Origin of the sequence: Agrobacterium sp. SORGH_AS 787, from assembly GCF_030819035.1 — a bacterium.
GTDB classification, from domain to species: domain Bacteria; phylum Pseudomonadota; class Alphaproteobacteria; order Rhizobiales; family Rhizobiaceae; genus Agrobacterium; species Agrobacterium larrymoorei_B.
Map to the genome: position 1 here is coordinate 2,703,169 of NZ_JAUTBG010000002.1, position 24,902 is coordinate 2,728,070.

Below are 24,902 nucleotides of genomic sequence, written 5' to 3' on the forward strand. Positions count from 1 at the left end.
AAGCCCATCACCCGCAAATTTGTCCGGCGCGTGACCATGATAGGCGAAGGAGAGACAAAATTGTGGAAAGCGGCATCGAAAAAAGATTGCCCATCATTCCAGGCGCCAACATGCGCTCCTCGCTTTCCACATCGATCGGTCAGTAAAGGCCGTTCGCTCAGACGAATCCCAGGCCAGCGTTTCGCCTTTTGACGCCACAGATAAGTTTTCCCTTTACATGAAAGGAGAATCTGCTAATTCGGCGGCACTGGCTTGCCCTTGTAGCTCAGTTGGTAGAGCACCTGATTTGTAATCAGGGGGTCGCGGGTTCGAACCCTGCCGGGGGCACCAGTTTTCCACAAATAATTCAATGGTTTATGGGTTTACGGAAGTCGTGTGGACACAAGCGCGAATTTCGTGTCCACACTGTGTCAGCAAAATCACGTTACCAGTGACCGCGCCTTCTCGATCTCCGCCTTCGCTTCCGACAGATGTTTTCCCAGGCCGTTCATTCCGAACTGTAGCGCATTGACCTCGGTTCTAAGGTTCGCATCGCCGCTCATGGCATCCAAAGCGAAGTTCAACAGATCCAGGATCGAGCGAGCGGCGTCCAGATTATCGACTCCGTCCGTGAGAGCGCTTGAGAGCCGGGACTCTCCGACACCGACGCTCGCCTCATAGCGCGGCTTTAGGCCTGTCGATGCTTGGAAGATGATAAGCGTGGCTGGCTGGGTGGTGCGCTCCATCAGCTTCGAGATCTCCGACGCCAGTTCGGTGATCCTGTTCTCAATGTGGATTTCAGACATACCTTCGGCGGTTGCCGGAACGGTGATGTTCGACATGGTAATCTCCTCTGTTTTGATGTGCATAGTTATTACCATATTTAATTCTTTGTCAATAATTATTGCAGTAGTTATTGCGTGCGAAAGCTGCTCGCTGTATTTTCACAACATAAGGAGACATCGTTCATGGGAAGACCGCCTGTGCCTACGCGCTTGAAGCGCGACAAAAGACTCGTAGTAATGTTGACAGAAGAAGAGGCTGAAACGCTGGCCGACGCTGCAAAACAGGCTGGGTCCGCATCAGTTAGCGATTGGGTTCGCGATGCGATACTGCGAGCTGCCGGGAAGACCCCATGAATGAAGTCCCCGCATGGATCCAAGTTCTGCAGGCACTGTTGACACCCGCCATAGCCCTAGGTGTAGGAATCATCGCTTTCCTGCAATGGCGCACAGCTCATCAGAAAGTTCTTCTGGATCTGTTTGAACGGCGTCTGAAGATCTATGATGCCGTCATAGAGGCAGTGGATCAGTTTTCGAATAGCGGCCCCGTAGACGTTTCGCTTCAGGCCCGCATGAAACTTCAGATCGCTACATCAGAAGCGCGGTTCTTGTTCGGTGATGAAGTCCTCGCACATTTGCAGACGCTGATCGAGGATATGTCGAAAGTCATTATGAAGGTCCGACGAATCGATTCGCAGTCAGTGGCATGGTCAGCGCGCGATAAGCTCATCGAGGAGGTGGCCGAAATTAGCGGTCGAATTGACACTTGGTCCGTCAAGTTTTCCACGCTCTGCTACCCGTATATCCGGATGGATCAGAAGCGGGTTCGCACGCCAGGGGAATGGCTCGCGGACCGCAACAGCAGACGCCTCAGCTATGCTGACGACAAGCAAAAGTAGTGGCTATTTAGGGGTGCCGCACCCGGCTCACCAGAGTTTACCATCCTTCACAACAGGTTCAGGCGGTCGGCGCCGAGTGAACGACGATGCGAGACCGGCCCTTTTATCGAGATATGCTTTGGCTGCAGGCCAATAGTGCATCTCGTTAAACAACGGGTCTTTCACGGGAAAACCAGACTTTTCCAGCGTGGGCAGCATCGCCTTGAAGTCTTCAGTTGAAATACCGATGCGAGCTGCACACTCGGCATCGGTGACGAAAAGCTTATCCGATTTCGACATTACCGTTCTCCATCACTCAGCCCAGCTCGGGGCTGAGTGATGGAAACGGAATTTGGTAAATTCAGGACTTCTGAGTCATCTTGGTGACGATCTCTTTCGCCGCAGCCTCGATGTAAGGGTATCGAACTGAGTTATGGAGATCCCATTGCTGTGGATCAATGATATTCGCTGTCTCGTCTGGGTCGTGCTGCCGCAGGTGCAATAGTCGATCTTCGACGTAAGCTGCATCGAATACAATACCGTGCTCCTGAGAGAGCAGAAATGCGTCGATCCAGAACCATGCGGCGTCACGTTCGATACCGGCGATGTCGAGGGGCGTTAAGTCAGGCATGCGCGTTCTCCTGGGCGGGGGTTGAACCAGGGTCTTCTGGTGGAGGGGCTTTGGCTTTGAATTTGTTGGCGCGCCTGGGCAGATCGACAAGGATGATGCCGACGCGCAGGCCTCCTATCCAGAGCGGGAATGTGTCCTTGCCGACACCGCGGCCAAATCCTGGCCGGTGGTGATTTTCGAGCTTGTTCGAGTATCCTTCCTGCATGCCAGCAAGCATGTCGAGTTCGGCGCAGGTGATCTTCATAGCCTCACGACGCTTGCGGAGCGCATCAGCAAACTGATTGTAGTCGGTGATGACCTTCGAGACGACTGGCAGACCATCGATGTCAGCAGGCAGATCTGTGTCTACGCCAGATCGCTGCAGCTCCCACTTCTCGATGTCGGCAAGCTTGAAGTAGCGGCGCTTGTTTACGACAACTGGCTTCGGAAACGTTTCATCGGCCATCCATCGGTAGAGCGTGCGCCGGGTGATGCGGAACCGTTCGCAGAAATCTGGAAAGGAGAGATACTGCTCAGCCTTCTTCATCAGGCGTCTCCGCGAGCCGTTCAACGACGCGGTCGATGCTCTTCACGAACACACCAGAAAGAGCGCCGGACACAGCGCGCGTTTCTCCATCACTCCAGGACGAATGACGAGGCGGACTGGATTGCCAAACAAGCTGACCAAGAGAGTTGTATAGCGGCAGGAGGTCGGCCAGGGCAGAACTCAAATAGCTTCCTGCCCGGGCATGGACATTGGGCTGACTGAAATCCTGGATCTCAGAAAACTGCACGTTGTGCCGTTCGAGGATTGGCGTTGCCTTGACCATAGTAGCAGCGATATCGTCGCTCGCTCCAAGGAACCGCTTCAGTGACTCGACAACCGATGCCATGGCGACTTCAGCATCAGCCAATGCTTCGACTCTCTTTTCCTGGAGCGACAGAGCCTTATCTCTGATCTGAATGAGTCGTTTGCGCTCAAGATCAATGATCTCTTGCTCGCGGGCCTGCTGCTCGCGCTTGTCGGCGCGCTCCACCGCTTTAGTGAGGGCGTCGATCCGTTCCGAGACCAGTAGGATTTCGCTGTTATGCTCGAACTCTCGACCTTCTTCGAGGGCTTCGACTTGCTGCTGACGAAGCTCATCGAGCTTGCTCTCGGCCTGTTGCTTCTGAGCTTTGAGATCCTGTGACGACAGTCGCTTTTTCTGTGAAGACATTCTTCGCTCCGGTGTGACATTCGATTGCGTCAAACTGTGACATTTCGAAAATCGCACCGCAAAGCACAGCCGAAATCTGGTGAACAGATCACGTAAGCTATTGTTTATTCAAGCCAGTGGGCCGCGACGGCGGGTCTTCAGGACTTTCTTAGCGCGCGGTGGTGTGCGCTTACCGCTGCCGCCGAACATGTCCTGTCCAGGCTGCTCCTGCCTGATGATCGGAACGAACGGGCGATCTTCGCTTAGTTCGTCAACCCAGCAGTAGCCATTGTATCGCATCCCGGCGACTGAGGGGTGGCGCAACGGGTCGAGCACTATATCGTCGGGATGCTTGATATCGGTCATGTCAGGCCGCGAGCTTCGTCAAGAGGTGTGAGAAAGCGTTGTTGACATAAGCGGTCTCTTCCGCCGTCCAGTTCTCGGCGCGGGGATTTTCCGTCACCCAGCTCAGCCGACCATAATAGCCCTGCTGGAATCGGTTGGGCATGCGGTCAAGTGATCGCCCCATCCGCTCCGAGATGCGTAGCGTGAGGCTTTGCATGTTAAACGCCGGACCGCTGGGAGCCCGCCCAAACGCATATTGAGTTGCGAGTGTCTCCAGCTTCTCCAGCGCTGCACCGGCGCCGTTCACGGCGTCGAGGGCCACGCGAAGGTTTTCCATCGCCGTTTCCGCTGCGGTGATCGCGGCAATGTACTCTGCTTTCTTGGAGTTGATGGCGTTGATCAAATCTGTCTGGGGCATGTCACGTCTCCTTTGTTGTGTGAACGTTGGTCACTCTTCACCGATCTTGTCGAATAGCTGGCGGAGATAGAAAAGGTTCTGGCCCGCGACGAGGCGGCGCATCCGGCGCGTGTCGGCGTCGGACCAATCGCCATTGATCGCGTTCGCTCCGGCCCGAATGACACCTTCAAGCTTGTTGGCAGTCGGACCCAGAAGAATTCCCAGCTTCTCCCGGCTCTGATATCTGGATCCTTGACCCTCGGCGCCGATGGCGCGGTAAAGGTCTGTCGTTCCGCCTGTCCACTTTGCCCCGATGGCATTGGCCTCTTCGATCCAACCCAGGGCGCCGCTGCGGCTCATCCCTGCTTTGATCCAATCTCCGGTGCTGGCTGGCATGTCGCGACCACTGGCAATCGAATAGGCATACTCGCCAATCATTCCGAGAGCGGTCACAGCGATGAAGCCCTGCAGCACTTGAGCGTCACGCGCCTGGAGTCCACGAAACAGAATACGCTCGCTCGCGGCCATGACGAAGGTCTTGTATTGCAGCAGCATCGCCACAGCCGGATTGCGCGAGGGCATCAGGCTTTTCTCCTGACCTGGGCTTATGACCATCATGTCAACATCACGCGCTATGGCGCCTTCCCAGGCGTCACGTGCGCCTGCGTCCTTCCACTCGCCAGTGTTGGAGAGGCGCACGCCGTCGATCATGCTAGATCCGGTGTCTGACGACAGCTCGGACCAGATACGCTGCGCCATAGTGCCATCGATACCGGCTTCTGCCAGCTTACGGGCCTGCGGCTTGCTCACTCGCCCCTTAGCAGATGCTTCAACGGCACGGCTAAACTGATCCATGGCTGTGGTGCCGGCTATGCGCTGCATGCCGTCAGTCCAAGGAGAGAGCATGTTGAGAATGAAAAATGCGTTGCTCGCCTTATCGAGCCCGCGCTCGAACCGATTGGTCGGACCATGCATCTTGTCGAAGACATCCGAGATGGCAGCATTGCGCGCCTGAAGAACGGTTTCAACACCGATGCCCAACGCGCGCAGTTCTTCTTTCGACGCTTTGGCGAGCTCTTTCATTTCTCGACTTCCGAGCAGCTTCGCGAGCGGATTGAATTGATGCTTGAGTGGACCGGTGAAACCGTATTGAAAGATCGGCCCCGCGAGGTCAGGGATTGATGCCAGGACCACGCCGCCCATGTCGGTGATCTGGTTTGCCTTCATGGCGTTCGTCGCCATTCGGCCCCAGAAGCGCATGCGAGGATCGGTCGTGTTGCCGTAGGTTCCGCGGACTCTGTCGCGAATCGCAGCCAAATCGGCCACTGCCGCATCATACTGAGCCTTCAGCTTGCCGCGCGCCTTCTCGGACTTCGCGCCCTCTGAGAGCGCAGCATGCTCATCTCTGAGCTTGCGGAACGCCTCAGTCATATCGACATCACCAAACCTTTCGGTCAGCAGGATGTCGGGAACGATGGTGTCGAGGAACTGCTGCAGGGTGCGCTCGATGTCTGTATCGAGAAATTCCCTGATCATCTCGTCGGGGATCATGAACTCACGTGATGCAAGCGGGCCGCGCGCATCGCCGCTGAGCGACATGCTTCCCTGCGCAGACTGGTCATCATATGGGAGCCTGCCGTCAGGGTTGCCGAGAATGCGATCAACGATCTCGCTGGCTCTGCCGCGTAGTTCCGCGCGCGAGAGGTTTCTGTCGCCGCCCACAATACGGCGCATGGCCGATGTAACGGCCTTGTCCGCAGATGTCAGCCGCGCTTGATCTGGCGCTCTTGCCCCGGCCTTATCGCGAGCCTTCAGCGCTGACAGGGCTTCTGTCGCGCTCTTTCCCTTCCACTGTGTCAGCTGGGTTTCGATCTGCCCTCGAAGAACATCCGCCTCCGCTCGGGCCGCAACATGGTCCGGCGTGCCGCCCTGGGCCTTGCGTTCAAGCTCGATGATGCGAGCCTCTGCTGCATCGAGTTTTCCACCAAGGTCAGAGAGCGTGTCCTGTATAGAAGCTTTCCGAACCTGCTCGCTTTCGAGCCAGTCTGTGAAGCGTTCGACAACCGCGGGCCGCTGCGCCGTCACCTTCGCCTTGTCCCACGATCTCATCATGTAACTGGCGGCGGTCTCCGGCTCGACACCCTCCGGCAGCAAGCCTGCCTTGATGGCTCGGTCCCTCATAGGATTGAGGATTGTGTTGCGGATGTAGGTTGCGGCTTCAGCCACCTCCGGGATCGGGTGAGCGTCGCCGCTGCGCAGCGCGTCATCGATTGCAGACTTGAATTCCTGTCGTGTGAGCTTGCCTCCTGTCGCGCCGCGAATGTCAGCAATGCCCATCGCAGCTTTCTGCATGATGTTGGCATCGTCCTGGCCGAGCCGGTAGCGCGTGAATGTGCTGTCGAGCGTGTCGGACAGCCCAACACGGTTCCGGCGAATGATGAGCTTCATCTGGCGGTCGAGCGCTGGGCCGCTGGTCACAGCCACGCCATCGGCATTGCCCTGAAACAGATAGGGTGTTTCCGCAAGATCGACCAGCGCCCGCCGCGCCGACTGGAACGGGGAGTTGAGAAGGCGACGCGGGGGAGACAGCTTGCCGAAAGGATCGCCGCCAGGGAGCATGTCGAGCGGCGTCTTCACCAACTGCACATTTCGGCTGTCGCTGGCAGCGGCACCCGCTGACTGTGGTTGCGGTGCAGGTGATAGATCATCTCCCCACGCGATGCGATCCTGATGAAGTTTCGCTTCGACAGCCTTCCGCTCGGCACCCGTCAGCAGTGCGCCTGCACCCGCGCCGAGTATCCCTGAAAGGATCGTCGCAGTTCCAACGTTCGTGACAAAATCACCCGCCGTCATGTCGGGTGTGGTTGCCATCATTCCAGCTTCGCTGATTGCCGATCCGGCTGCGCCAGCGAGCGCGACATCAGCTCCAAGCCGCAAGGCATTGAAGCCAGCAGCGGCACCGGAAAACGCTTTTATGACCGGAAAGAATAAGGTGGGATCGGCCATCCCCATTCCGATGGTAGCGACAGTGCCAGCCCAACCGGATCGACTGAGAACGGCGCTGGCTTCCTCATCACGATCACGCTCCTGCATGATGGCTTGCGTCTCTTCGCGATTCCGAGCGTACGCGAAGCGCTGGGGATCTGTCTCGAACTTTGTGCCCTTGATGTCTTCGAAGGGATTGTAAGCCGGATCAGTCGCGACGTTCTGACGGTTCGCCATGTACGACCAGACACGGTAAGGCATGTTTGCCGACACACCTGCAGCCCGCAATGTCTGCATCACAGTTGGGGCAGGCTCAGCCTGTTCCGCCTGCTGTGGTGCGCGGGTCCGAAGCGGGACAAACTCGTCAGCAATGGAAGGCATCAGTTCGCTCCTGGCTCGACCGGCATACCCGGGATATCAGCATTCCGCATCTGCTCGCGGGCGCGGCGCTTCTGGTCCATGCGATTGCTCTGCTCGCCACGGATTTCCTTGATGCGTTCCCGCCTGTTCTGAAGGTCGGCTGGATCAGCGCCGCCAAGATAGAGAGGGCCAACGGCAGTGCCGCCCGGGAGAACGATCCATGGATCATTCCGCGTCCGACGCGACTCTTGCGCAGAGATCAGAGCTGACTGTTGTGCCGCCTTCGGATCAAAGAAATGGCGGATCGGACGGCCTTGCTCATCTGTCAGCAGCTCTTCCATGCCAGTTGCCGGATCGATGGCTGTGATCATATACCCAGGCATCTCGCCACGCTGGGCGGCAGCTTCCGTTTTTTGGTCACTGACCAGTGACAGGTTAGTAACGTCGATGTTGCGGCCCTGCGCGATGCCCGCGAGTTCTCTGCCGATCCAGTCTTTCGAGCCATTCACATCAGGATAGAACGATTCTGGCGGATACGGCATGATCCGGCCACCGCGATCACCGTATGCGCCGGTCACGCCCCAGACTTTGCTCATGCGCTCGACGGCCTGGCTCTTGGCAGTGTCAACATTATCGAGGGATGCATTTCGCTCCCCGACAAGAGTGACGTAATCGTTCATCATCATTCGGCGGGTCTGCTCATCCAGCGGAGCGCCAGCATCAAACAGGCGGTTCGTGTCGAGCTTGTCGATAACATCGGCAGCGCTGACCTTGCGGGCCTCATCCTGGCCTTTACGGACCAGCGGTTTCGTGCGCTCCGACCACTTCGGATCATTGCGCTGCTTCAGCCATTCCGCCGTCTCTTCTGGCGTGAAATACCGAACTTTCGCCTGCCAATCCTGAAGGCGATCAACAGCGTCTTTGCCGAAGTCGGCTTCGAGCTGCGGCATCGACAACCGCTCTGACAGGAGATCGAGCTGCTGCATCGCGGCGGCGTGCTTGACGGGATCGTTTGAGAGGATCGCGCCGGACAACGCCTCCTTGATCGGCTTGTCTGTAAGTGTCGCTCGCAGCGTCTCAGGAGTGAGCGACGTTGCCATTGCATTGGTCAACGAGTTGAGCTGATCGGGATTGCCGGTCTGCCACATCCTTGCGACGGCCTGCGCTTGAGCCGGTCGAAATGCAGGGATATTTTGCATTTCGCCGCGCGACTGAGCGATGTTCACCCCGCTCTGATATTGCCGCAGCGTCTGCTCGTAGCTGCCCGGATTGTTGACATCGAGCAAAGGCATCTGAGGGAATCCCTCGTAAGCCTTCATGGCGTAGCCGAGACCGTCACTTTTCTTGTCCTTCTCTGCCGCCTCGCTGCCAGCTTTGAAGGAATCCATGACTTCCAGCTCGGCCAACGATAGGCCTTGTCCAGCAGCGCGCGCCTGAAGCGAAGAAATGAACATCTCCACAGCGGCAGGGTCTCCAGCATATCCACCCTGATATGCCTCACTGTTCCGGAAGATGCTGGCATATTCATCCCGGAGGTTCTGATCATCGACAAGCGACAATTGCCGGGACATGAGGCTGAGAGACGACGCGTCAGGGATGTCGCCGCGTGCCACACGCGCCTTCCAGTCGGTGAGCGACGATTTCAAGTCTGAAGTGACTTCACCCTGTAGCGTTTTCGCAGCCTCCGCCGTAATGGGGGAAGATCCTCCGCCCATTTTCTTGATCGACCATGCGCGAAGGTCCGCGACGGACATGCCTCGCAAAAAACCGTTGGCATTGACGACACCCTCGCCAACGATGCTTGCGACCGAAGCTCCCGGATCAGCCTTCAGAACCTGGGCAGCACCACGCGGCCCGAGGAAGTGAGCGAGATAGATGTTCCCATCGGTGGTATCGACGCCCTGATTGCGAAGGAATTGAGCGTTCTCCTGAGCGTAACGAGCGGTCATCTCTCGCGAGAGCGCCGGATCGCTGCGCATGGCGAGAACCTGATCAGCGCTTTTCCCTGCGACCAGATCAGGGCGATACTGGCGCATCATGTTCATCCAGGTCGAGCCGATAAATTGGCCCGCGCCGGTTGCCGACGAGTTCGGATTCTTCGCGTTCGCGTTTCCGCCGCTCTCTACCCCGATGATGCGATCTACAATGTTGCCGCCGTGTGTTTGCTCCAGCAGCTGGACTTGCTGGCCGTCAGACAGTGCCTTTATGGCACGGTTTTCGCGGGAAGAAGCCATCTTGCCCGTGAGGTAATGGGCAAATGCCGGATCACCCTTGCGAATAGTTTCGATGAGATCGACGTCATCAGCAGAGTCGATCCCGATTCCGGCTTCCCAGGACTTCACGCGATCCTTTGCCAAGTCTTTCAGCGGCTCGACAGCTGCGCGCGCTTCTGACTTGTGGGTTTTGATCATACCAGTCACCAGACCCGCATACTGTCGCCGGGACGCGGGCGATAAAGACAGGCTGGTGTCGGTGAGAATCCGGTCCGCCAGCTTCTTCGCTTCCAGCTCGCCGCCATTCTCAAGAGCGCGCTCGGCTTCGCCAAGTATGGCTTCGCCAGCATCACGATCAGCAGCCTGCTTCAGCTTTAGCTCAGCTTCCTTGGGGCTGATCTGGAAAACCGGATTGGCGGAAAGCTCATTCCACAGCGTCCGCGTTTCTGAATAAGCTCGTTTGTACTCTTCGGTATCCAAGCCGCCCTGTCTCGCCAAGGCAGCGCGGTCGTTGTCCTTCATGGTGATGGATTCGATCAGCGTGCTTCTCTGCATGCTGGTTTCGGCGCGGTACTTCTGCTGTTCGACACCGGCCTGATAGGCACCGATGTTCGTGTCGAGCATTGTCCCTACCGTGCCTCGCAGTTCTCTTGGCGTGTTCACGAGCATTTGGTCCCGGAAAGCCTTTGATCCGGTCTTGAAGAACTCAGGGTCGCCGTTCGCCTCTTGCTGCAACTGCTGCAGGCCTTGCTTCGCGTCGATTTCGGCCTTGGCTGCATATGCGACAGTGGCCTGCCGATTATACATCCGACCCGCCGCGGTGATGTTGGACTTGAGATCCACCTTCAGCGCGCCGTTTGGATCACGCGATACCGCCTGCTCACCTTCGATCCGGGCGTCGTCTAGCGCTTTGGCCTCGAACGTCTGCCCGATGGCATCGAAACCGGACGCCAAGCTCTGATAGACGTTCAAAATCTCGCTGGGAGATACCGAAGACTGAGCGCCGCGAGTGACCGAGCCGCGCGGCTGGATGGTGGGCAGCTTGGCCATTCTATGTGTTCTCCACGGTGATGATTTCCGGCGACGGGCCGTGATCTGTCAGATCGATGACATAGCCAGGCGTGACGTTTACTTGCGTGTTCACATGCACGCTGATCCCGGTTGCTGCATCGTCACTCAATGCGGTCTTTGCCGCATCGAGGCGCACTTTCGCTCCCGCCGCCGTGTTCATCAGTTGCGGATCGGTCATGATGTTCTCGACGGTGTTGAGCGCAGAGGCTTTCAGCCCGTTCCGGTAGTTTGAGAGCTGCTGCTTGTAGTAGGCATCAACGGCAGGCTTCAGCATTGCTGCGCGAAGGGCTCGGACGGACAAGCCAGCACCTTCCGCAGCCTGTCGCAAACGGTCCCTGGGTTCGAGTTCACCAAACACCAGCAGTTCGATTGCAGACTTGACCTTCGGCGTGGCCCCGGACCCGCGCCCGCTTTTCTTCACCCGCCCAGGTTTCGCGGCCTCACGGTCGCGCGCTGCGATCAGTGCTGTAGGGGAAAGCATCATGCCTTGCCGCCATGGATCACCAATTCCATGGGCGTTCGAGGGGACCAGCGCCGCCGTGAAAAATGGTCACTGCGTAGACATCACGAGGTGCACCATAAGTCTTCCCGGCAAAAGGCTCTTTGGAATATTCGGTAGGGCGCTCCGCGAGCGCGCGGCGTGCGTCACCTATTTCCATCCAGAAGCACTCGCCAGCCGAGCTGAAGAGAACTACCTGTGCCTGTCCCTGGACAGTTCTTCCGCGATCTAATGGCATCATGCCGGACATCGAATTTCTCCTACAGTTAAAAAAAATTAGGCTCGGATACCGTGATGTGCGCCTCTATTGTGTGAGGGTGGACTTACAGAACTCGGCGGGAATTTTGCCCCCCACCCCCCGGCTTGCGATGGCCCAGACAGAGTGAAGGGGGTACGGGGGCAAAATCCTCAGCACCACACCTGGCTGAAGGCCAGCTATGGGCTAAGCGTCAGCTTCGAGTTCTTCCCTCAGGATCCTGGCCATCGCCGCTTGGTTCTCTTCCTTCGACCATGGCTGGAACGACCATTCGTTCGGATGCTCTTTCACAGCACGCTTGGCATCAATGCCGTGCATCTCTGCCTCGTCGCCGGTCACCCGATAAATCTTCACCATTTCGAGCATTGCTGAGGTCTCCTTTGCCGGTTTCATTTGCATCGACTGATGGAAATCCGCGAAAAACGTCGCTGGAAACTGGACACAGCGTGGACACGGAATCATATCGCTCGCACTACACTTCGATTAAGCACTGAAATCATTGAATAATGCAACGAAATTCGATCAATCATCCCCTGATTATTTATCAGATGCCATCTCTGCAGCCCTTGGAAATGTGGGCGCTGCTGTCCGCTGCGTTCGAAACACCACCCCACACATACAATCCATACCGGGACACATCGGGACGGGACGGGACAATCGGGGCAAATGTCCCGCTGAATACCGGGACGGGACGGGACAACCCCCTACAGGGGTGTCCGTATGTCCCGATCAGCCGAAGCACATCCAGTAATGATCATCGAAGAATTGAATATGCCCGCCGTCCCGCAATCTTTTGCGAGCGCGCTGGAATGCCTTCTTCTTCGTTTCTGGCTCGTCGTCATCAAAATGCTTGTAGAAGTGGGTGCGCCAATTTTCAGTGCTGACGACTTGGCAGGATGGCCAGTCTGGGCCTTGGCGCTTAAGACCGTGCGCTTGTAGAGCGTCATCGAGCGAGCGAAGCGCTTCTTGATCAGCCGGCGAAATCTTCTTGCGCCCCGTTGATGCGTCGGGCTGCTCGACGTCAACCACGATGCAAGAGCGAACCGGATCGCCGTCCTGATCATGGCCGAGTTCGACGCTTTCAAGCTGGAAGTGAAATTCCTGGCCACCCGAATAATCACGTTGCTTCTGAACGGTTGCCGTACGCATGCCGGTCCCGGCATCGGCACTTATTTCGATCTCGGTGTCGGTCGCAGCTCTCAGAGATGAGTGTCCACGCGCACCACGGGCAGCATCCTTACCTGTGTGATGAACGATCATGATGTGTGCGCCAGTCGCCTGCCGGATCCGATCCACGTTGCCGACGAAAGCAGTCATGTCGACAGGTCCGTTCTCGTCACCGCCCGCAAGAACTCGCGACAAGGTATCGATGACGATCATTGCTACAGGGCCGATCTCATTAGCGAGATCGATTACACGTTGCACATCGGCTTCGGGGTGCAACAGGTCCAGCCCGGCACTCCTGATCGCGAGGGGGACTCTAGTATCTGAATGAGCCAACCGGAGGGCGCTAATGCGGTTGTTAATTCCGCGTCCACCCTCTGCCGCAAGATACAGCACCGTGCCGCCCGAGATGCGACGACCGCGCCACGTCGATCTAGCCGCTACATGATACGCGATATCCAGGCTGAAGAACGTTTTGCCAGAGTTGGAAGGCCCGTAGACCACCGACATCGTGCCACGGTCGAGCATCTCTTTGATGAGGAACAAGCTAGTAAGCACCGGCGATAGATCATCAAACCATTTGATTTCGTTGATCATAGGTGTCTTTGGTTGCCCTTCGCGCATGTCAGGCTCGTAGGCCGACAGCGGCGTCAACGGCCTATCGAATTGTGCCTGATCGTTCATGCGGCTTGCCTGGTTCTCCGAACGGTCATGACAGGCATGCGTTCAGGTCTCATGTGGGAACGGTAAAGAGAGACGATTGTGTCGTCGCAGGATATGCGTGGCGCGTCTCGCAGCTTGTCGAACGCGTGGCGCCAGTTCAGAACGAAAATCCCTCGACCCCGCGCCAGAATCCATTTCGCAACGCTGCCGTGAATAACGAGGCTGGCGCCGAGAGAATAGGTTGTAGCCCTCACGATTGCCCTCTCATTAAGGGCGAACGCTCGACCTTCCAAAGTTGCCGTTTGATTGTTGAAGGGACACCAGAACGCGGTGTCTTCATCCTCTTCGAACATCAGCCACTGATGACCGCGAGATGCCTCTTCAAATCGACCGTCAGCAGCGCGGAAGCCAGTGGCAATGCCAAACGAAAGGCCGCGTGCTTTCTCCACCCATTCATTCATCGCGCCACCTCACCGCACACGACGCACTTGAATGGACCTTCAGAGCGAGCCAAAGGAACTCGAACCCGCCCGCGATGGCCGCAGCGGCACTCGATCATTTTCGTAATCATCGTGTCTGGATTGGTCAGGCTCGCGGCTTCAGCGCGGAGCTGCGCCTTTGTCTTCTTTTTCTTTCGGATCTTGCCTGGGATGAGGTTCATCCCGTCACGCGGCTCATATCCGAGACGCAAGACAGCCTGATCCCTGCGAAGCTTCTCAAAGTTGCGCCCGGTCATATCAGGCGCTCCGGCGATTCTTGGCGCCTGTTGGGTTCGGTTGGCGCTCTCTCGACTCCAGCCACTTTTTGACTGAACTGATACGGTAGTGGACCCGCCCGCCAATCATTGCATAGGGCAAGCCGTTTGGAAGTTGGCTATACCGGTAAATCGTGCGCGGACTGATCGTCAGGATTTTCGATAGCTCATCGCGAGTAACGTAGTCCGAGAGCAAATCTGTGCTAGTCATCATATGTCGCTTTCGCTGGTTAACTTGACAGCGACGACACTATGATTGACAGATCGATCATCATAATACCGAATAATCCGAAACTATTTCTCGGAAGAAGTTCGAAACAAACGGTACATTACATGCTTCCGTTTATTATATTGTTTTATTCGGAAGATTGCTCATTAGTGTGTTTTGGTCTTCGATTTCGCGGCTACCGGTATATGCGTCTGCGAACGAAGCCCAAAGATCCGGTCTCTCATCTGTGAGGCCCAACTGTGAGAACATCTGAGCGACCGGCATACGCCGGGCTTCGTTGTAGCGCTTCTGGAGCGACTCGGGCGATTGCCCTTTGTAAGCACCCGACTCGATCAATTCCTTGCACGCCGATATTATCGACTTGCCGCTGTCGAGGCGCAGGCGGGCAACATCACTGATCAGTTGGAGCTTCTCACTGATCGTTTTCTCGGGACGGCCTTTGTCCAGCGCTTCATGATCTCTGATTTGGAAGCCGGGAACATGATCATGAATCAGAGCCCAAAGCAGTTTCCCTTGCATCTGTGGATCGTTCGGCTCAATGCCGTAATGATGGAGCAGCAAAGAAAACTTCGAACGAAGCTCCTTCTCCCGCTGTGCCAGTTGCTCCTTAAGGAAAGCATCGGCGTCAGCAGTTAACGGCGGCTGGCGCATTGGCTCGATGCGTGTCGTCAACTCGGTCGGATATCCCTTGCTCACTTCAATTCCTTTCTGAGATCGATAACATTGCTCGAACCCGATTTCGCGCTGACGATTGTGCCCACGCGCTCGGTAGCAGCCCGCAAAGGATCAAGTGCAAGGTGAGCATAACGGTGTGTCGTTGCTGCCTGGGTGTGGCCCAGAAGCCTGCCGATGAGGGCAAGAGACATACCTTCAGCGACGAGGAAACTCGCAAAAGAATGCCTTAAATCATGGATTCTAAGATCCTTCAGTTTTGCGGATTTCAGCACTTGAGCCCATTGATTTTTGACGTTGACGCGATGGCCTTGGTGCTGTGTCGTTGATGGTTTGGTCGATTCAAATTTCGCGGGAAATATAAAACGAACATCTTCGCTTCCTTGTTCTGCAACGATGTCTGCGAGCAACTGCCGAGCCGGGGCTGACAAGGGAACCTTATGCACTTTTTTCTGCTTTGTGTGGTGGCTTGGCTTCGTCCAGGTACCATCTGACAGATCAATCATCGACCACTCAGCCGCCAGTGCCTCTGTCTTTCTGCAGCCCGTCAACAGAATGAACCGAAAGATATTGGCGGCTTGCTTATCCTCCAAGGTCGCCAAGGCATCAATGAGCCGCGTGACTTCCGCAGAATCGAGGAAGCGTTCGCGTTTCGCCTCATCATTCTTCTCGACGCCCTTTGTAGGATTGATCGTGGCGAGCTTCATTTTTTGAGCTTCGGTGAACATTTTCGACATGACCGACATCACGCGGTTTGCCGCCGTTTTCTTTCCTGACTTGCTCACCTTCCTGAAAATTTTGTTGGCATGCATGTAATCGACATCAGCCACAGGCACATGCTTTAGGTCTGGTCGGATATAGGTGTCGATGATTTGTTTGTAGTCCCGCTGAGTGGTCCAGGCCTTCTTCGGGAGATGTTCTTCAATGAAGATGTCACAGAGCTTGTCGACTGTTACCGCGTCACGCTGTTGCTCTCTTTCTCCAAGGGGGTCGATGCCTGTGTCGATTTTCTTTCTGAGTTCTTTTGCTTCTTTGATGGCACTTGCTAGCGACCAAGCTGGATAGCTCCCGATGGTCATGCGGCGCTGACGCCTGCCGATGCGATAGGTGAGAATGAACGATCGCGCGCCAGCTGCGGTCACTCGGACACCGAATCCGTTCACCTTCGTTCCGTAGTAGATCTTGTTGCCGGTGGCAGGTGCTGGCAACCCTGCGATATCTTTGTCACTAACAAAGCCACTGCTCTTTCCAACCATACACAATGCCTCAAAAATTCCCCGTGTCCACATCGTGTCCACACACAATGCGGCAAATGACATGACTTCATTGTCTACTGTTGTCTTGTTTTGTCAAATGATATAGCACTGATTTCGTGTCGTTTTTCGGGTTTAGGAACGTCGCCCAACAAAACCAACAGCTTGCGAGGGTCGTCATCCTCTAATTTGTAATCAGGGGGTCGCGGGTTCGAACCCTGCCGGGGGCACCAGTCACGTTTCCTTTTTAGGAAGCTTTCTCCTCAAAATCCTTCAAGATGTCATCGTAACTATCGGAATTGGCTATTCTGTGCGTTCACGGCATTCGCTCGACGCGCTGGCAAAAAGCTTGCGCTGCTGGAAAAAGTATGGCTCTGACAACCCTATTTGGGTTGAGCATCAGCCGGAACCAACAGGAGCATGACGATGAGCGAGTTGACGGTAGCGGACGCCACGGATCGCATTTACGAATCGCTGCGCGCGGACAATGCCGATATCGATCTGCACATCGCCAATCTGAAGGCCGCGCTGAAGCGCGAGGGCTTGAAGGACGCGACCTTCGACGCGTCGAAGCTTTCGCACAACAACCGCTCCGGGCGGAAGTTGATGCAGGCCTATTTCCGCCAGCGCGGCGTGACGGTGAAGTTCGAAGGCGTGTAAAGCGCCTTCAATTTGGTGCCTCTCGCTGAAAACTTGGCCGTGGCAATGGCCGATCAAAGCCAGAACATCAGACGCTTTTACGGCTTTCTGCTAGGATGACGCAGATCACGCGACCTCATTTCGAAATCGCCGTCCAGCAACTTGGCGTTCTGAAAGCCTTGAGAGCCTATGACCCCAGGGTCGCCGGGACCCCGCCTCTTGGCGTTGAGACAGAGGAGAGCGATATCGACATTCTCTGCCATGCGCCGGACGCCAACGCGTTTTTGACGGATGTTCAGAACGCTTACGGCACGATCAGCGACTTGCGCATATGGCAATGGATATCCAAAGACCGGCCAATCATCGTGACGTTTCATACGCATGGCTGGGATTTCGAGATCTTCGCAAGCCCTCAGCCGGTTGCCCTTCAAAATGGCTGGCGTCACTTCGAGATCGAAAGGCGGCTTCTTGCTCTCGGCGGTGAGAATTTCAAAAACGCGATCAAGCTATTACGGCAACAAGGGTTGAAGACCGAGCCCGCCTTTTGGTCGGCGCTCGGGGAAACAGGCGATTCCTATCGAGGCCTGTTATCCCTGGAGGTAGCGACGGACGATGCGCTGCAAGAGAAGTTGGCTCGCTTGGGCTTCGGTCGAGACAATTCTATTTCCGGCCTTTAGAGCCTCTGCCCCGCAGATTACCCCTACGTCGACGCCCGGCGAATGGCCTCACCCCAGATCCAGCGTCATCACCACCGGGCAGTGGTCCGATGCTTTCGGCCGATCCCAGCCGGTGCGGGGATAGCGCTCCACCTCCTGCCCCGGCGGGAAGACGGTGCGGTAAGGTTGACCGCCGCGAATGATTTCCGGCACGCGTGACGCATTCCGCTCGGCGAGGCTTTGCGAAAGCAGGATGTAATCGAGCTGGCAAAGATGCTGCTCCTGCGGGCCTCTGGAGTGATACAGCGTCCAGCGGTCCATCACGTCCCGGCGCTGCATGGGGTTGATGGCAAAGCCATCCTTGGTCAGAAGGTCGAGCGCGCTGCGCGCTTCCGCTACCGGCGTGAAGCTGTAGCCGGTCCGGCGATTGCCATTGATAACCACCCGCTCCTGATAATCGTTCATGTCGCCGCAGATGGCGAAATTGCTGTGGCGCGCCTGATCTACGCCGAAACGCTCCTCGATGATACGGCGGATGGCGCGCACTTCCGCTTCGCGCACCGGCATGGTGCCGAGCCGCGCGTCGGTGGATTCGCGGGCATTGCTCATGGATTTCAGGTGTGTGACGAAGAGAGAGAATGGCTTGCCGCCAATCTTGAGTTCAAGCTCCAGGCAGTCGCGCTTGAAGATCTTGTCATCGATGGCGTTCGTCAGTGACAGCTCGTCATTGAACAGGTCGAGATTGCGATAGGTGAGCGCCGCATGGCTGCGAATATCGACAAGCTCGATCTTCTCGCCATCCAAGGTCTCGTCACGCATGACCACCGCCACATCGATGCCGCGGCTGTCATTGCCTTCCACGAGATATTTGTGGCGGTAGCCATTGCCAACCATGCGGTAGAGATAGCCATATTCGAAGGCCTGCAAGGCAGCCATGTTATCGACTTCCTGCAGGCAGAGAATGTCGGCATCCGCATCGGCTATGGCGAGCGCCGAAAGCTGGCGCGTGTCATCGGTGGAGGCCAACATGCGCGCGCTTTCCAGCGCATTATAGGTCGCCTCGTCGCGCACGTCGAAAAGCTGCATGGCACGATCGCGACGGGTCTGGTTGCGAAACCCGGTGAAATCAAACCGGGTCATCAGATTTTCGATATTGAAGGTGGCAAGCCGCAGCGACATGAATCATTCCCAATGAATGCCCAACTTAGTCGCTTCTCGATGGAAGCCAAGTGACCCGTGCTATAATCGCCAAGCCGAGCGGATGGCGATGGGATAGATCGCCCCGAGTGCCGCAGGCTCCCGGGAATAGGCCCGCAACACCTGCCCATCGGGCAAGGTGAGGCGCAGCGCATAACGCTCGCCCTCATACAGAATGTTGCTCACCCGGCAGGCGACACCCTCAGCGTCGTGAAGCACATCCTGGGGGCGGATGAGAATATCACTTGCTGGAGACATAGGCGCATCAGCCTGTATGGCCGCCTCTAGTACATTCCAATTCAAAGCCCGTGGCGCGTCATCGGGCAGGCCGAGCGAGATGATCGCGCCCTGCCCGACCAGCGAGCCGACGAGCCTTCCCTCAGGCCTTGCATATAGCTCCGCCGGTGGCGCCATTTGCAACAGCCTGCCTTCCGACATCACTGCAACATCTGTCGCAAGCGCCATGGCTTCGGCCTGATCATGCGTGACATAGACCATTGTCGCGCCGGATGTGGCGTGGAACTCGCGAAAGGTCTCTTCCATCTCCTGGCGCAGATGCCGATCGAGATTGGCAAGCGGCTCGTCGAGAAGCACGACGTCGGGCTCCGTGACGAGGCAGCGCGCAAGCGCGACGCGCTGACGCTGTCCGCCCGAAAGCTCCGATGGGCGACGCTCGGCGTAAGCGTCGAGCCGCACGGTTGCCAGCGCATCCATCACCTTGCGGCGGTAACGCTCGCCGGTAATGCCGCGCACCTTTAGCGGATAGCCGGTATTTTCCGCCACCGTCATATGCGGCCACAGCGCATAGGATTGGAAGACCATCGCCATATTGCGCCGCTCCGGCGGCACCATGCTACCGGCATCCGCCAGCACCCGCTCACCCAGAAGGATCGCGCCGTCGCTCGGCTGCTCGAAACCTGCAATCATCCGCAGCACCGTCGTCTTGCCGCAGCCGGAAGGACCAAGCAGCGCCAGAAAACCGCCTTCGCGGATCGTCATCGACACATCATTGACCGCAGGCTTGCCACCACCAAAGCTTTTCGACAGGCGGTTGAGGATCAGTTTCGCCAAGGCACAACTCCCTTCGGCAGCTTGCGGCCGAGCAGTTCGAGCAGCAGCATCAGCACGATCACCATCGCCACCACCAGCACCGAGAGTGCCGAGGCGAGATCGAAACTGCCGCTATCATCGAGATTATAGATCACCACGCCGAGGGTCTGCGTACCCGCCGACCAGAGCAGCGCGGAGACGGTCAATTCATTGCAGGCAATCAGAAAGACCAGAATGACGGAGGCGCCTGCGGCGGGGCCGACGAGCGGCAGAATGATATCCTTCATCCGCCTCCAGAAGCCCGCACCGGATAACCTCGCCGCCTCCTCCAACACCGGGTCGAACTGGGTGAAAGCACTGACCATCGGCTTGAGGCTCACGGCGAAGAAGGAGGAGAAGTAGGCCAGCAGAATGATCCACAGCGTGCCGTAAAGCGTGATGCCGACGAGCGGGATCGGAGCCGCAAAGAGCAGCACATAGGATACGGAAATCACCACTCCGGGCAGCGCATAAGGAATATCCACTAGCGCCGACAAGAGGAACATGAACCGGCTTTTGCCACGCACAAGGAAATAGGCCGTCAGTACAGTCACCAGAAGGAGACATAAGGAGGTGGCCGAGGCCAGAAACAGCGAATTGATGAAGGCCGTGCGGGTCACGGCCTGCCGCAAGAGGATTTCCTCATAGGCGTGGATGGTCGCCGTCTTCAGCGTCAGCGGTACGCCATAGGCCGGAGCAAGCGAGCTTGCGACGAGCGCCGTCAGAGGCGCAACGAGGATGATGAGGATAGAGAGCCAAAGAAGTGCTTCGACAATCCAGCGCCAGCCGCCAAGCTGAAACGTGGCGGCCTTACCCGACAGACCAATGATGCGGTAGTCGCGTCCCTTCATCGCCCGTTCCTGAATGGCAAGACCGAGGACGGAGATGATCGCGATCATGCCGGATAGCATCGCGATGTCGCCAAAGGTACTGCTGCCGAAGCTGGAGAAGCGGCTATAGATCAACGTCGGCAGGGTGAAGATCGAAGCCGGTATGCCGAGAATGGCGGGAATGCCGAAATTGCCGACACCGGAGACAAAGGCGATCGCGGCACCGGCGATCAGCCCCGGCATGGAGAGCGGCAGGATGATATCCTTCAGCACCTGCCATGAGGATGCGCCGGAAAGCTTCGCCGCCTCAATCCCATCCTGAGGCAGTGCCAACAGCCCGGCGCGCAAGGAGAGATAGACCAGCGGCGCATGCTGAACGCCGAGCAGAAGCGCAATGCCGAAGATTGAATAGAGCGGCTGGGCGGAGCCGATGGGCGGGGCAAGACCGATTGCCTTCAACAATGTGCTGGACGGCCCGGTCATGCCGATCCAGGAGAGCGCCGTCACCTGCGGCGGGATCATCATCGGCAGCATGAAGAGGAAGCTCAACACGGACTTCCCGCGAATATTGCAGAGCGTCAGCGCCAGCGCAAAACCGCCGCCAATCGCAAGCGAGATCAGCATGCCGAAGAAAGAGGTGGAGAGCGTGTTGAGCACGGCCTGCCACAGTGCCGGATCGCTCAGCAACGGCCACATGTCACCCTTGAGTGACGAGATGATGCCGGTATAGGCCAGTCGCCCCAGCGGCAGCGCGCTGAGCATGAAAACGACCGTGACGACAAAAGGAAACAGCCAGCGCGGCTGGCTGTTTCCATGCGATGAAGAGGCTGGCATAGAGAAGGTTCAGCCCTTGGAGCCGCCGAAGATATCGGAGAAGGTTTTGAGGTCCTTTTCGGAATTCTTGAGCGCTTCTGCCGGGTTGAGCGGCAGCACCTTGATCTGGTCGCGAGCGGGAAAGCCAGCTGGCAGGGCGACATCATTGCGCGCAGGGATGTAGCCCAGCTTGACGAAGCCTTCCTGGCCGTTGGTGGAGAGCACGTAATCCACGAACTTCTTGGCCGCGTCCGCATGCTTGGTGTGGGCAAGAATGCCGACCGGCTCGGTCACGGCGGAAACGCCTTCGCTCGGGAAGACGAACTCGATCGGCGCGCCCTTCGCCTTCTCGCGGATCGGCATGTAATCGACGACGACGCCGTAAGCCTTCTCGCCGGATGCGACGGATTTCAGAACGGCGCCGTTACCACCAGCGGCGATCGCGCCATTGTCTTTCAGCGCCTTATAGTAATCCCAGCCGAGGCCGGGTACGGCCGCCAGCGTCTGCGCATGGATCAAAGCCGCACCCGAGGTCAGCGGGCTTGGCATGGTCACGAGCCCTTTGGCTTCCGGCTTTTCCAGATCCTTCCAGCTCGTCGGCTTCATCGCGGCTTGCGTGTTATACATGATGCCGGTGGTGATGAGCTTGGTGGAATAGTAATAACCATCCGCATCATAGAGCGAGGCATCGTAATGGGCCGCTTCCGGCGATTTGTAGGCCATCAACTGGCCCGCCTGCTTCATGCGCTCCAGCGTCACGGTATCGGCGATCAGCAGAATGTCGGCAACCGGATTGCCCGCCTCGATCTCGGCCATCAGCTTCGCCATGATCTTCGGGGTTCCGTCGCGGACCCACTCGACATCGATGCCAGGATTGGCGGCCTTGAAGCCGTCGACGGTCGCTTGGGCGTCTTCATTCGGCTGGCTGGTGTAAAGCACCAGATCGGCAGCATTGGCACTGCCCAGCAATAGACCGAGCGACACGATGGCGGTGAAGGCGGAAAGAAGGGTTTTCATAAGTCCAGTCCCCGTTTGAAGCTGGGACCGCTAAAACATACCTGCATAACATGTATGTGACAGACAGGATTTGACCGTCACATTCGCTGTCAAAGCGTGATCTTTCCCTCGATCAATGTCGTTACCTGCCCACCGATCCAGATATCCTCGCCGATCCTGTCGACGCTGACACGCCCTGCCCGACCCAGAGCCGTTCCCTGGCTCGCCACATAGGTCTCAGGCGCCAAACCAGCACCAATCAGCCACTGCGCAAGACCGGCATTGAGGCTGCCCGTCACCGGATCCTCCACCCGGTCCGAAAACGCCCGCACTTCGAAATCCGCATCGATCCCATCCTCAGCGCGGCACTGCGCCACAACGCCCACCTTGAAGCCGCCGAGCGCGACGAAGTCCGGCTCGATGGCAAGAACATCGGCGCGGCTCCTAAGAAGCAACGAGAGCCAGCCCGGCCCATTGTCCGTCCAGCTCGTATCCAGGATTAGCTCGGGCGCTAGCCCCAGCGCCGCTGCGACCTGCGAAACAGATGTCGGGTCGACCGGCCCGAACTTCCGCAATGGCGGAGCGGCAAAAGCAAGCTTTTCGCCGGTGACCCTGATCTTGATCAGACCCGCCTCACATTGCTGGACGATCTCGCTTTTGTGGGTGTTTCCCGAATGCGAGCGATAAACATGGCAGGTTCCGAGTGTCGGATGACCGGCAAAAGGCAGCTCTCCAGTCGGGGTGAATATCCTCACACGGTAATCCGCATCAGCCACCGTCGGCTTCATCAGGAATGTCGTCTCGCTGAGATTCGTCCAGTTGGCGAAAGCCGCCATCTCCTCATCCGACCAGTCATCGGCATCGCACACCACCGCAAGCGGATTGCCCTTCAAAGGCTTGGCGGAAAACACATCGACCTGATGGAAGGGGTAGGTTCTCGTCATAGCGCATATCCTTCGAATGGGAAGCGGACGTGTTGCGTGATGCGTGGCACCAGCGCAAAGACATCAAGATGATGGAGCGAGGGCTTACTTAGAGTGCTGGCCGCTTTGAAAGTCGGCCAGCACCATTTTGTCATTACGAGAAAGGAGATTGCCTCCCTTCCCTCACACGATCGGCATCGTCGCTCTGGTCGTGGTTTCGGCATTGGCGATGAGGCGACCGAGACGCTTGATACCCTCGTCGATCATCTGCTCATTAGCGCAGGAGAAGCTGATACGCAGCGTATTGCTGCCCGAACCATCGGCAAAGAAGGCTTTTCCTGGAACGAACGCCACGCGCTCGGTGGAGAGCGATTGCGCCAGAAGCTCCGCTCCATCGAGACCTTCCGGCAGCGTCACCCAGATGAACATGCCGCCTTCCGGCTTTGTCCAGCGCGCCGTCTTTGGCATGTACTTGTCGAGCGCGGTCAGCATGGCGTCACGGCGGGCGCTATAGGCGGCTTTAATCTTGGCAACCTGGCTGTCGAAGCCGCGCGAGGCGACATGCTCGATCGCCATCTGGTTGATGGTCGAGGAATGCAGATCCGCCGCCTGCTTCATCAGCACCAGCTTGCGAATGACGGGCATCGCGGCGACCACGAAGCCGACGCGAAGACCCGGCGCCAAGGTCTTGGAGAAACTGCCGGAATAGATCGTGCGCGTCTTTTCGATGCCACTGTTGCGTTCGATATCGAGCGCCAAGATTGGCGTGACCGGCTGACCGTCAAAACGCAGGTTCTGATAGGCGCCATCCTCGATGACAGCGATATCGAGTTCATCGGCGAGTTCCAGCAGCTTCTTGCGGCCCGCGAGATCGACCGTCTCCCCTGTCGGGTTGGAGAAGTCTGCCGAGAGATAGGCGAATTTGACAGAGCCACCGGCCTTCGTCGCGTTGTCGCGATAGGTCTCGGGCGTGCGATTGCCGCCTGGATTCAGCTGATCGTAGGTCGGCTCATAGGCATTGAAGGCCGAAAGCGCACCAAGATAGGTCGGCCATGTCACCAAGGCGGTATCATTCGGCGACAGGAACAGCTTGCCAAGATAATCCAACGCCTGCTGCGAACCTGACGTGATGAAGACGTTATCGACCGAACATTCGATGCCGATCTTCGCCATGTCCTTGACGATCCATTCGCGCAGCGGCTTGTAACCTTCGCTGACCGAATACTGCAGCGCTGAATTCACCTGGGAACCGGAGAATATATCCGAGTAGGCTTGCTTGAAGTCAGTATCGGGAAACAGCGCCGGATCGGGAATGCCACCCGCAAAGGAAATGATATCCGGCTGATCCAGAAGCTTCAGAAGCTCACGGATTTCAGACGCTTTCATCCGCGATGAACGCGTGGCGAAGATTTGTTCCCAATCAAGCATGGGTCTGTTTCCTCATATTTCGTTT

Annotated in this window: 23 protein-coding genes and 1 tRNA gene; 4 read left to right on the forward strand and 20 right to left on the reverse strand. The window is 57.3% G+C overall.

Features of this window, described 5'->3' with window-relative positions; genetic code table 11:
* Positions 1 to 254 precede the first annotated feature (254 nt).
* A tRNA-Thr gene (locus QE435_RS22360) sits at positions 255 to 330 on the forward strand.
* A gap of 89 nt (positions 331 to 419) precedes the next feature.
* Here QE435_RS22360 and QE435_RS22365 read toward each other — a convergent pair.
* The gene (locus QE435_RS22365) at positions 420 to 821 is read right to left on the reverse strand and encodes a hypothetical protein (RefSeq protein ID WP_349042681.1); all 402 of its coding nucleotides are present in this window, start codon (positions 819 to 821) and stop codon (positions 420 to 422) included.
* 293 nt (positions 822 to 1,114) lie between these two features.
* On the opposite strand from QE435_RS22365, the gene QE435_RS22370 reads away from it, so the two are divergent.
* Positions 1,115 to 1,660: a hypothetical protein gene (locus QE435_RS22370; RefSeq protein ID WP_349042682.1), complete on the forward strand. Its 546-nt coding sequence runs from the start codon at positions 1,115 to 1,117 to the stop codon at positions 1,658 to 1,660.
* Positions 1,661 to 1,687: 27 nt separating this feature from the next.
* Here QE435_RS22370 and QE435_RS22375 read toward each other — a convergent pair whose 3' ends face one another.
* The 13 genes from QE435_RS22375 to QE435_RS22435 all read right to left on the reverse strand — a co-directional run bounded on the left by QE435_RS22375 (position 1,688) and on the right by QE435_RS22435 (position 16,309).
* Positions 1,688 to 1,939, reverse strand: coding sequence for a winged helix-turn-helix domain-containing protein (locus QE435_RS22375; RefSeq protein ID WP_349042683.1), 252 nt, complete (start codon positions 1,937 to 1,939; stop codon positions 1,688 to 1,690).
* Positions 1,940 to 2,000: 61 nt separating this feature from the next.
* The gene (locus QE435_RS22380; protein ID WP_349042684.1) at positions 2,001 to 2,270 is read right to left on the reverse strand and encodes a hypothetical protein; all 270 of its coding nucleotides are present in this window, start codon (positions 2,268 to 2,270) and stop codon (positions 2,001 to 2,003) included.
* Positions 2,263 to 2,796: a helix-turn-helix domain-containing protein gene (locus QE435_RS22385; protein WP_349042685.1), complete on the reverse strand. Its 534-nt coding sequence runs from the start codon at positions 2,794 to 2,796 to the stop codon at positions 2,263 to 2,265. The genes QE435_RS22380 and QE435_RS22385 overlap by 8 nt, the downstream gene beginning before the upstream one ends.
* Positions 2,783 to 3,466, reverse strand: coding sequence for a hypothetical protein (locus QE435_RS22390; protein WP_349042686.1), 684 nt, complete (start codon positions 3,464 to 3,466; stop codon positions 2,783 to 2,785). The genes QE435_RS22385 and QE435_RS22390 overlap by 14 nt, the downstream gene beginning before the upstream one ends.
* A 108-nt stretch (positions 3,467 to 3,574) precedes the next feature.
* Positions 3,575 to 3,811, reverse strand: a complete 237-nt coding sequence (locus QE435_RS22395) for a hypothetical protein (protein ID WP_349042687.1) — start codon at positions 3,809 to 3,811, stop codon at positions 3,575 to 3,577.
* Between the two features lies 1 nt (position 3,812).
* Positions 3,813 to 4,208, reverse strand: coding sequence for a hypothetical protein (locus QE435_RS22400; RefSeq protein WP_349042688.1), 396 nt, complete (start codon positions 4,206 to 4,208; stop codon positions 3,813 to 3,815).
* 30 nt (positions 4,209 to 4,238) lie between these two features.
* Positions 4,239 to 7,553 (reverse strand): hypothetical protein, encoded by a 3,315-nt coding sequence (locus QE435_RS22405; protein WP_349042689.1) that lies wholly within the window; start codon positions 7,551 to 7,553, stop codon positions 4,239 to 4,241.
* Positions 7,553 to 10,795 carry a hypothetical protein gene (locus tag QE435_RS22410; RefSeq protein ID WP_349042690.1) on the reverse strand — a complete coding sequence of 1,081 codons (3,243 nt, stop codon included), beginning with the start codon at positions 10,793 to 10,795 and terminating at the stop codon, positions 7,553 to 7,555. The genes QE435_RS22405 and QE435_RS22410 overlap by 1 nt, the downstream gene beginning before the upstream one ends.
* A 1-nt stretch (position 10,796) precedes the next feature.
* Positions 10,797 to 11,300: a hypothetical protein gene (locus tag QE435_RS22415; protein WP_349042691.1), complete on the reverse strand. Its 504-nt coding sequence runs from the start codon at positions 11,298 to 11,300 to the stop codon at positions 10,797 to 10,799.
* A gap of 457 nt (positions 11,301 to 11,757) precedes the next feature.
* Positions 11,758 to 11,937, reverse strand: a complete 180-nt coding sequence (locus QE435_RS22420; protein ID WP_349042692.1) for a hypothetical protein — start codon at positions 11,935 to 11,937, stop codon at positions 11,758 to 11,760.
* Positions 11,938 to 12,300: 363 nt separating this feature from the next.
* Positions 12,301 to 13,419 (reverse strand): helicase RepA family protein, encoded by a 1,119-nt coding sequence (locus QE435_RS22425; protein ID WP_349042693.1) that lies wholly within the window; start codon positions 13,417 to 13,419, stop codon positions 12,301 to 12,303.
* Between the two features lie 1,079 nt (positions 13,420 to 14,498).
* Positions 14,499 to 15,077 (reverse strand): hypothetical protein, encoded by a 579-nt coding sequence (locus QE435_RS22430; protein WP_349042694.1) that lies wholly within the window; start codon positions 15,075 to 15,077, stop codon positions 14,499 to 14,501.
* A complete protein-coding gene (locus tag QE435_RS22435; RefSeq protein ID WP_349042695.1) occupies positions 15,074 to 16,309 on the reverse strand; it encodes a site-specific integrase in 1,236 nt (411 codons plus the stop codon). The genes QE435_RS22430 and QE435_RS22435 overlap by 4 nt, the downstream gene beginning before the upstream one ends.
* A gap of 423 nt (positions 16,310 to 16,732) precedes the next feature.
* Between QE435_RS22435 and QE435_RS22440 the strand changes: the two genes are divergently transcribed.
* Both QE435_RS22440 and QE435_RS22445 read left to right on the forward strand, forming a co-directional pair.
* Positions 16,733 to 16,966, forward strand: coding sequence for a hypothetical protein (locus tag QE435_RS22440; RefSeq protein WP_306933316.1), 234 nt, complete (start codon positions 16,733 to 16,735; stop codon positions 16,964 to 16,966).
* A gap of 95 nt (positions 16,967 to 17,061) precedes the next feature.
* Positions 17,062 to 17,622, forward strand: coding sequence for a DUF4269 domain-containing protein (locus tag QE435_RS22445; protein ID WP_306933318.1), 561 nt, complete (start codon positions 17,062 to 17,064; stop codon positions 17,620 to 17,622).
* Positions 17,623 to 17,670: 48 nt separating this feature from the next.
* On the opposite strand, the gene QE435_RS22450 is transcribed toward QE435_RS22445, so the two are convergent.
* From QE435_RS22450 to QE435_RS22475, 6 genes are all read right to left on the reverse strand, one after another.
* Positions 17,671 to 18,780 (reverse strand): endonuclease/exonuclease/phosphatase family protein, encoded by a 1,110-nt coding sequence (locus tag QE435_RS22450; RefSeq protein WP_306933320.1) that lies wholly within the window; start codon positions 18,778 to 18,780, stop codon positions 17,671 to 17,673.
* 60 nt (positions 18,781 to 18,840) lie between these two features.
* The gene (locus tag QE435_RS22455; protein ID WP_306933321.1) at positions 18,841 to 19,869 is read right to left on the reverse strand and encodes an ABC transporter ATP-binding protein; all 1,029 of its coding nucleotides are present in this window, start codon (positions 19,867 to 19,869) and stop codon (positions 18,841 to 18,843) included.
* A complete protein-coding gene (locus QE435_RS22460) occupies positions 19,857 to 21,551 on the reverse strand; it encodes an iron ABC transporter permease (RefSeq protein ID WP_349042696.1) in 1,695 nt (564 codons plus the stop codon). The genes QE435_RS22455 and QE435_RS22460 overlap by 13 nt, the downstream gene beginning before the upstream one ends.
* 9 nt (positions 21,552 to 21,560) lie before the next feature.
* On the reverse strand, positions 21,561 to 22,547 hold the full coding sequence (locus tag QE435_RS22465) for an ABC transporter substrate-binding protein (RefSeq protein WP_349042697.1): 987 nt from the start codon (positions 22,545 to 22,547) through the stop codon (positions 21,561 to 21,563).
* A gap of 89 nt (positions 22,548 to 22,636) precedes the next feature.
* Positions 22,637 to 23,470, reverse strand: a complete 834-nt coding sequence (locus tag QE435_RS22470) for a PhzF family phenazine biosynthesis protein (RefSeq protein ID WP_349042698.1) — start codon at positions 23,468 to 23,470, stop codon at positions 22,637 to 22,639.
* 162 nt (positions 23,471 to 23,632) lie between these two features.
* Positions 23,633 to 24,877 (reverse strand): PLP-dependent aminotransferase family protein, encoded by a 1,245-nt coding sequence (locus QE435_RS22475; protein ID WP_349042699.1) that lies wholly within the window; start codon positions 24,875 to 24,877, stop codon positions 23,633 to 23,635.
* Positions 24,878 to 24,902 lie beyond the last annotated feature (25 nt).

Bases quoted from the DNA above. Each gene is read 5' to 3' on its own strand.
- QE435_RS22365 (WP_349042681.1), bottom strand. From the start codon at position 821: ATGTCGAACATCACCGTTCCGGCAACCGCCGAAGGTATGTCTGAAATC.
- QE435_RS22370 (WP_349042682.1), top strand. From the start codon at position 1,115: ATGAATGAAGTCCCCGCATGGATCCAAGTTCTGCAGGCACTGTTGACA.
- QE435_RS22375 (WP_349042683.1), bottom strand. From the start codon at position 1,939: ATGTCGAAATCGGATAAGCTTTTCGTCACCGATGCCGAGTGTGCAGCT.
- QE435_RS22380 (WP_349042684.1), bottom strand. From the start codon at position 2,270: ATGCCTGACTTAACGCCCCTCGACATCGCCGGTATCGAACGTGACGCC.
- QE435_RS22385 (WP_349042685.1), bottom strand. From the start codon at position 2,796: ATGAAGAAGGCTGAGCAGTATCTCTCCTTTCCAGATTTCTGCGAACGG.
- QE435_RS22390 (WP_349042686.1), bottom strand. From the start codon at position 3,466: ATGTCTTCACAGAAAAAGCGACTGTCGTCACAGGATCTCAAAGCTCAG.
- QE435_RS22395 (WP_349042687.1), bottom strand. From the start codon at position 3,811: ATGACCGATATCAAGCATCCCGACGATATAGTGCTCGACCCGTTGCGC.
- QE435_RS22400 (WP_349042688.1), bottom strand. From the start codon at position 4,208: ATGCCCCAGACAGATTTGATCAACGCCATCAACTCCAAGAAAGCAGAG.
- QE435_RS22405 (WP_349042689.1), bottom strand. From the start codon at position 7,553: ATGCCTTCCATTGCTGACGAGTTTGTCCCGCTTCGGACCCGCGCACCA.
- QE435_RS22410 (WP_349042690.1), bottom strand. From the start codon at position 10,795: ATGGCCAAGCTGCCCACCATCCAGCCGCGCGGCTCGGTCACTCGCGGC.
- QE435_RS22415 (WP_349042691.1), bottom strand. From the start codon at position 11,300: ATGATGCTTTCCCCTACAGCACTGATCGCAGCGCGCGACCGTGAGGCC.
- QE435_RS22420 (WP_349042692.1), bottom strand. From the start codon at position 11,937: ATGCTCGAAATGGTGAAGATTTATCGGGTGACCGGCGACGAGGCAGAG.
- QE435_RS22425 (WP_349042693.1), bottom strand. From the start codon at position 13,419: ATGAACGATCAGGCACAATTCGATAGGCCGTTGACGCCGCTGTCGGCC.
- QE435_RS22435 (WP_349042695.1), bottom strand. From the start codon at position 16,309: ATGGTTGGAAAGAGCAGTGGCTTTGTTAGTGACAAAGATATCGCAGGG.
- QE435_RS22440 (WP_306933316.1), top strand. From the start codon at position 16,733: ATGAGCGAGTTGACGGTAGCGGACGCCACGGATCGCATTTACGAATCG.
- QE435_RS22445 (WP_306933318.1), top strand. From the start codon at position 17,062: ATGACGCAGATCACGCGACCTCATTTCGAAATCGCCGTCCAGCAACTT.
- QE435_RS22450 (WP_306933320.1), bottom strand. From the start codon at position 18,780: ATGTCGCTGCGGCTTGCCACCTTCAATATCGAAAATCTGATGACCCGG.
- QE435_RS22460 (WP_349042696.1), bottom strand. From the start codon at position 21,551: ATGCCAGCCTCTTCATCGCATGGAAACAGCCAGCCGCGCTGGCTGTTT.
- QE435_RS22465 (WP_349042697.1), bottom strand. From the start codon at position 22,547: ATGAAAACCCTTCTTTCCGCCTTCACCGCCATCGTGTCGCTCGGTCTA.
- QE435_RS22470 (WP_349042698.1), bottom strand. From the start codon at position 23,470: ATGACGAGAACCTACCCCTTCCATCAGGTCGATGTGTTTTCCGCCAAG.
- QE435_RS22475 (WP_349042699.1), bottom strand. From the start codon at position 24,877: ATGCTTGATTGGGAACAAATCTTCGCCACGCGTTCATCGCGGATGAAA.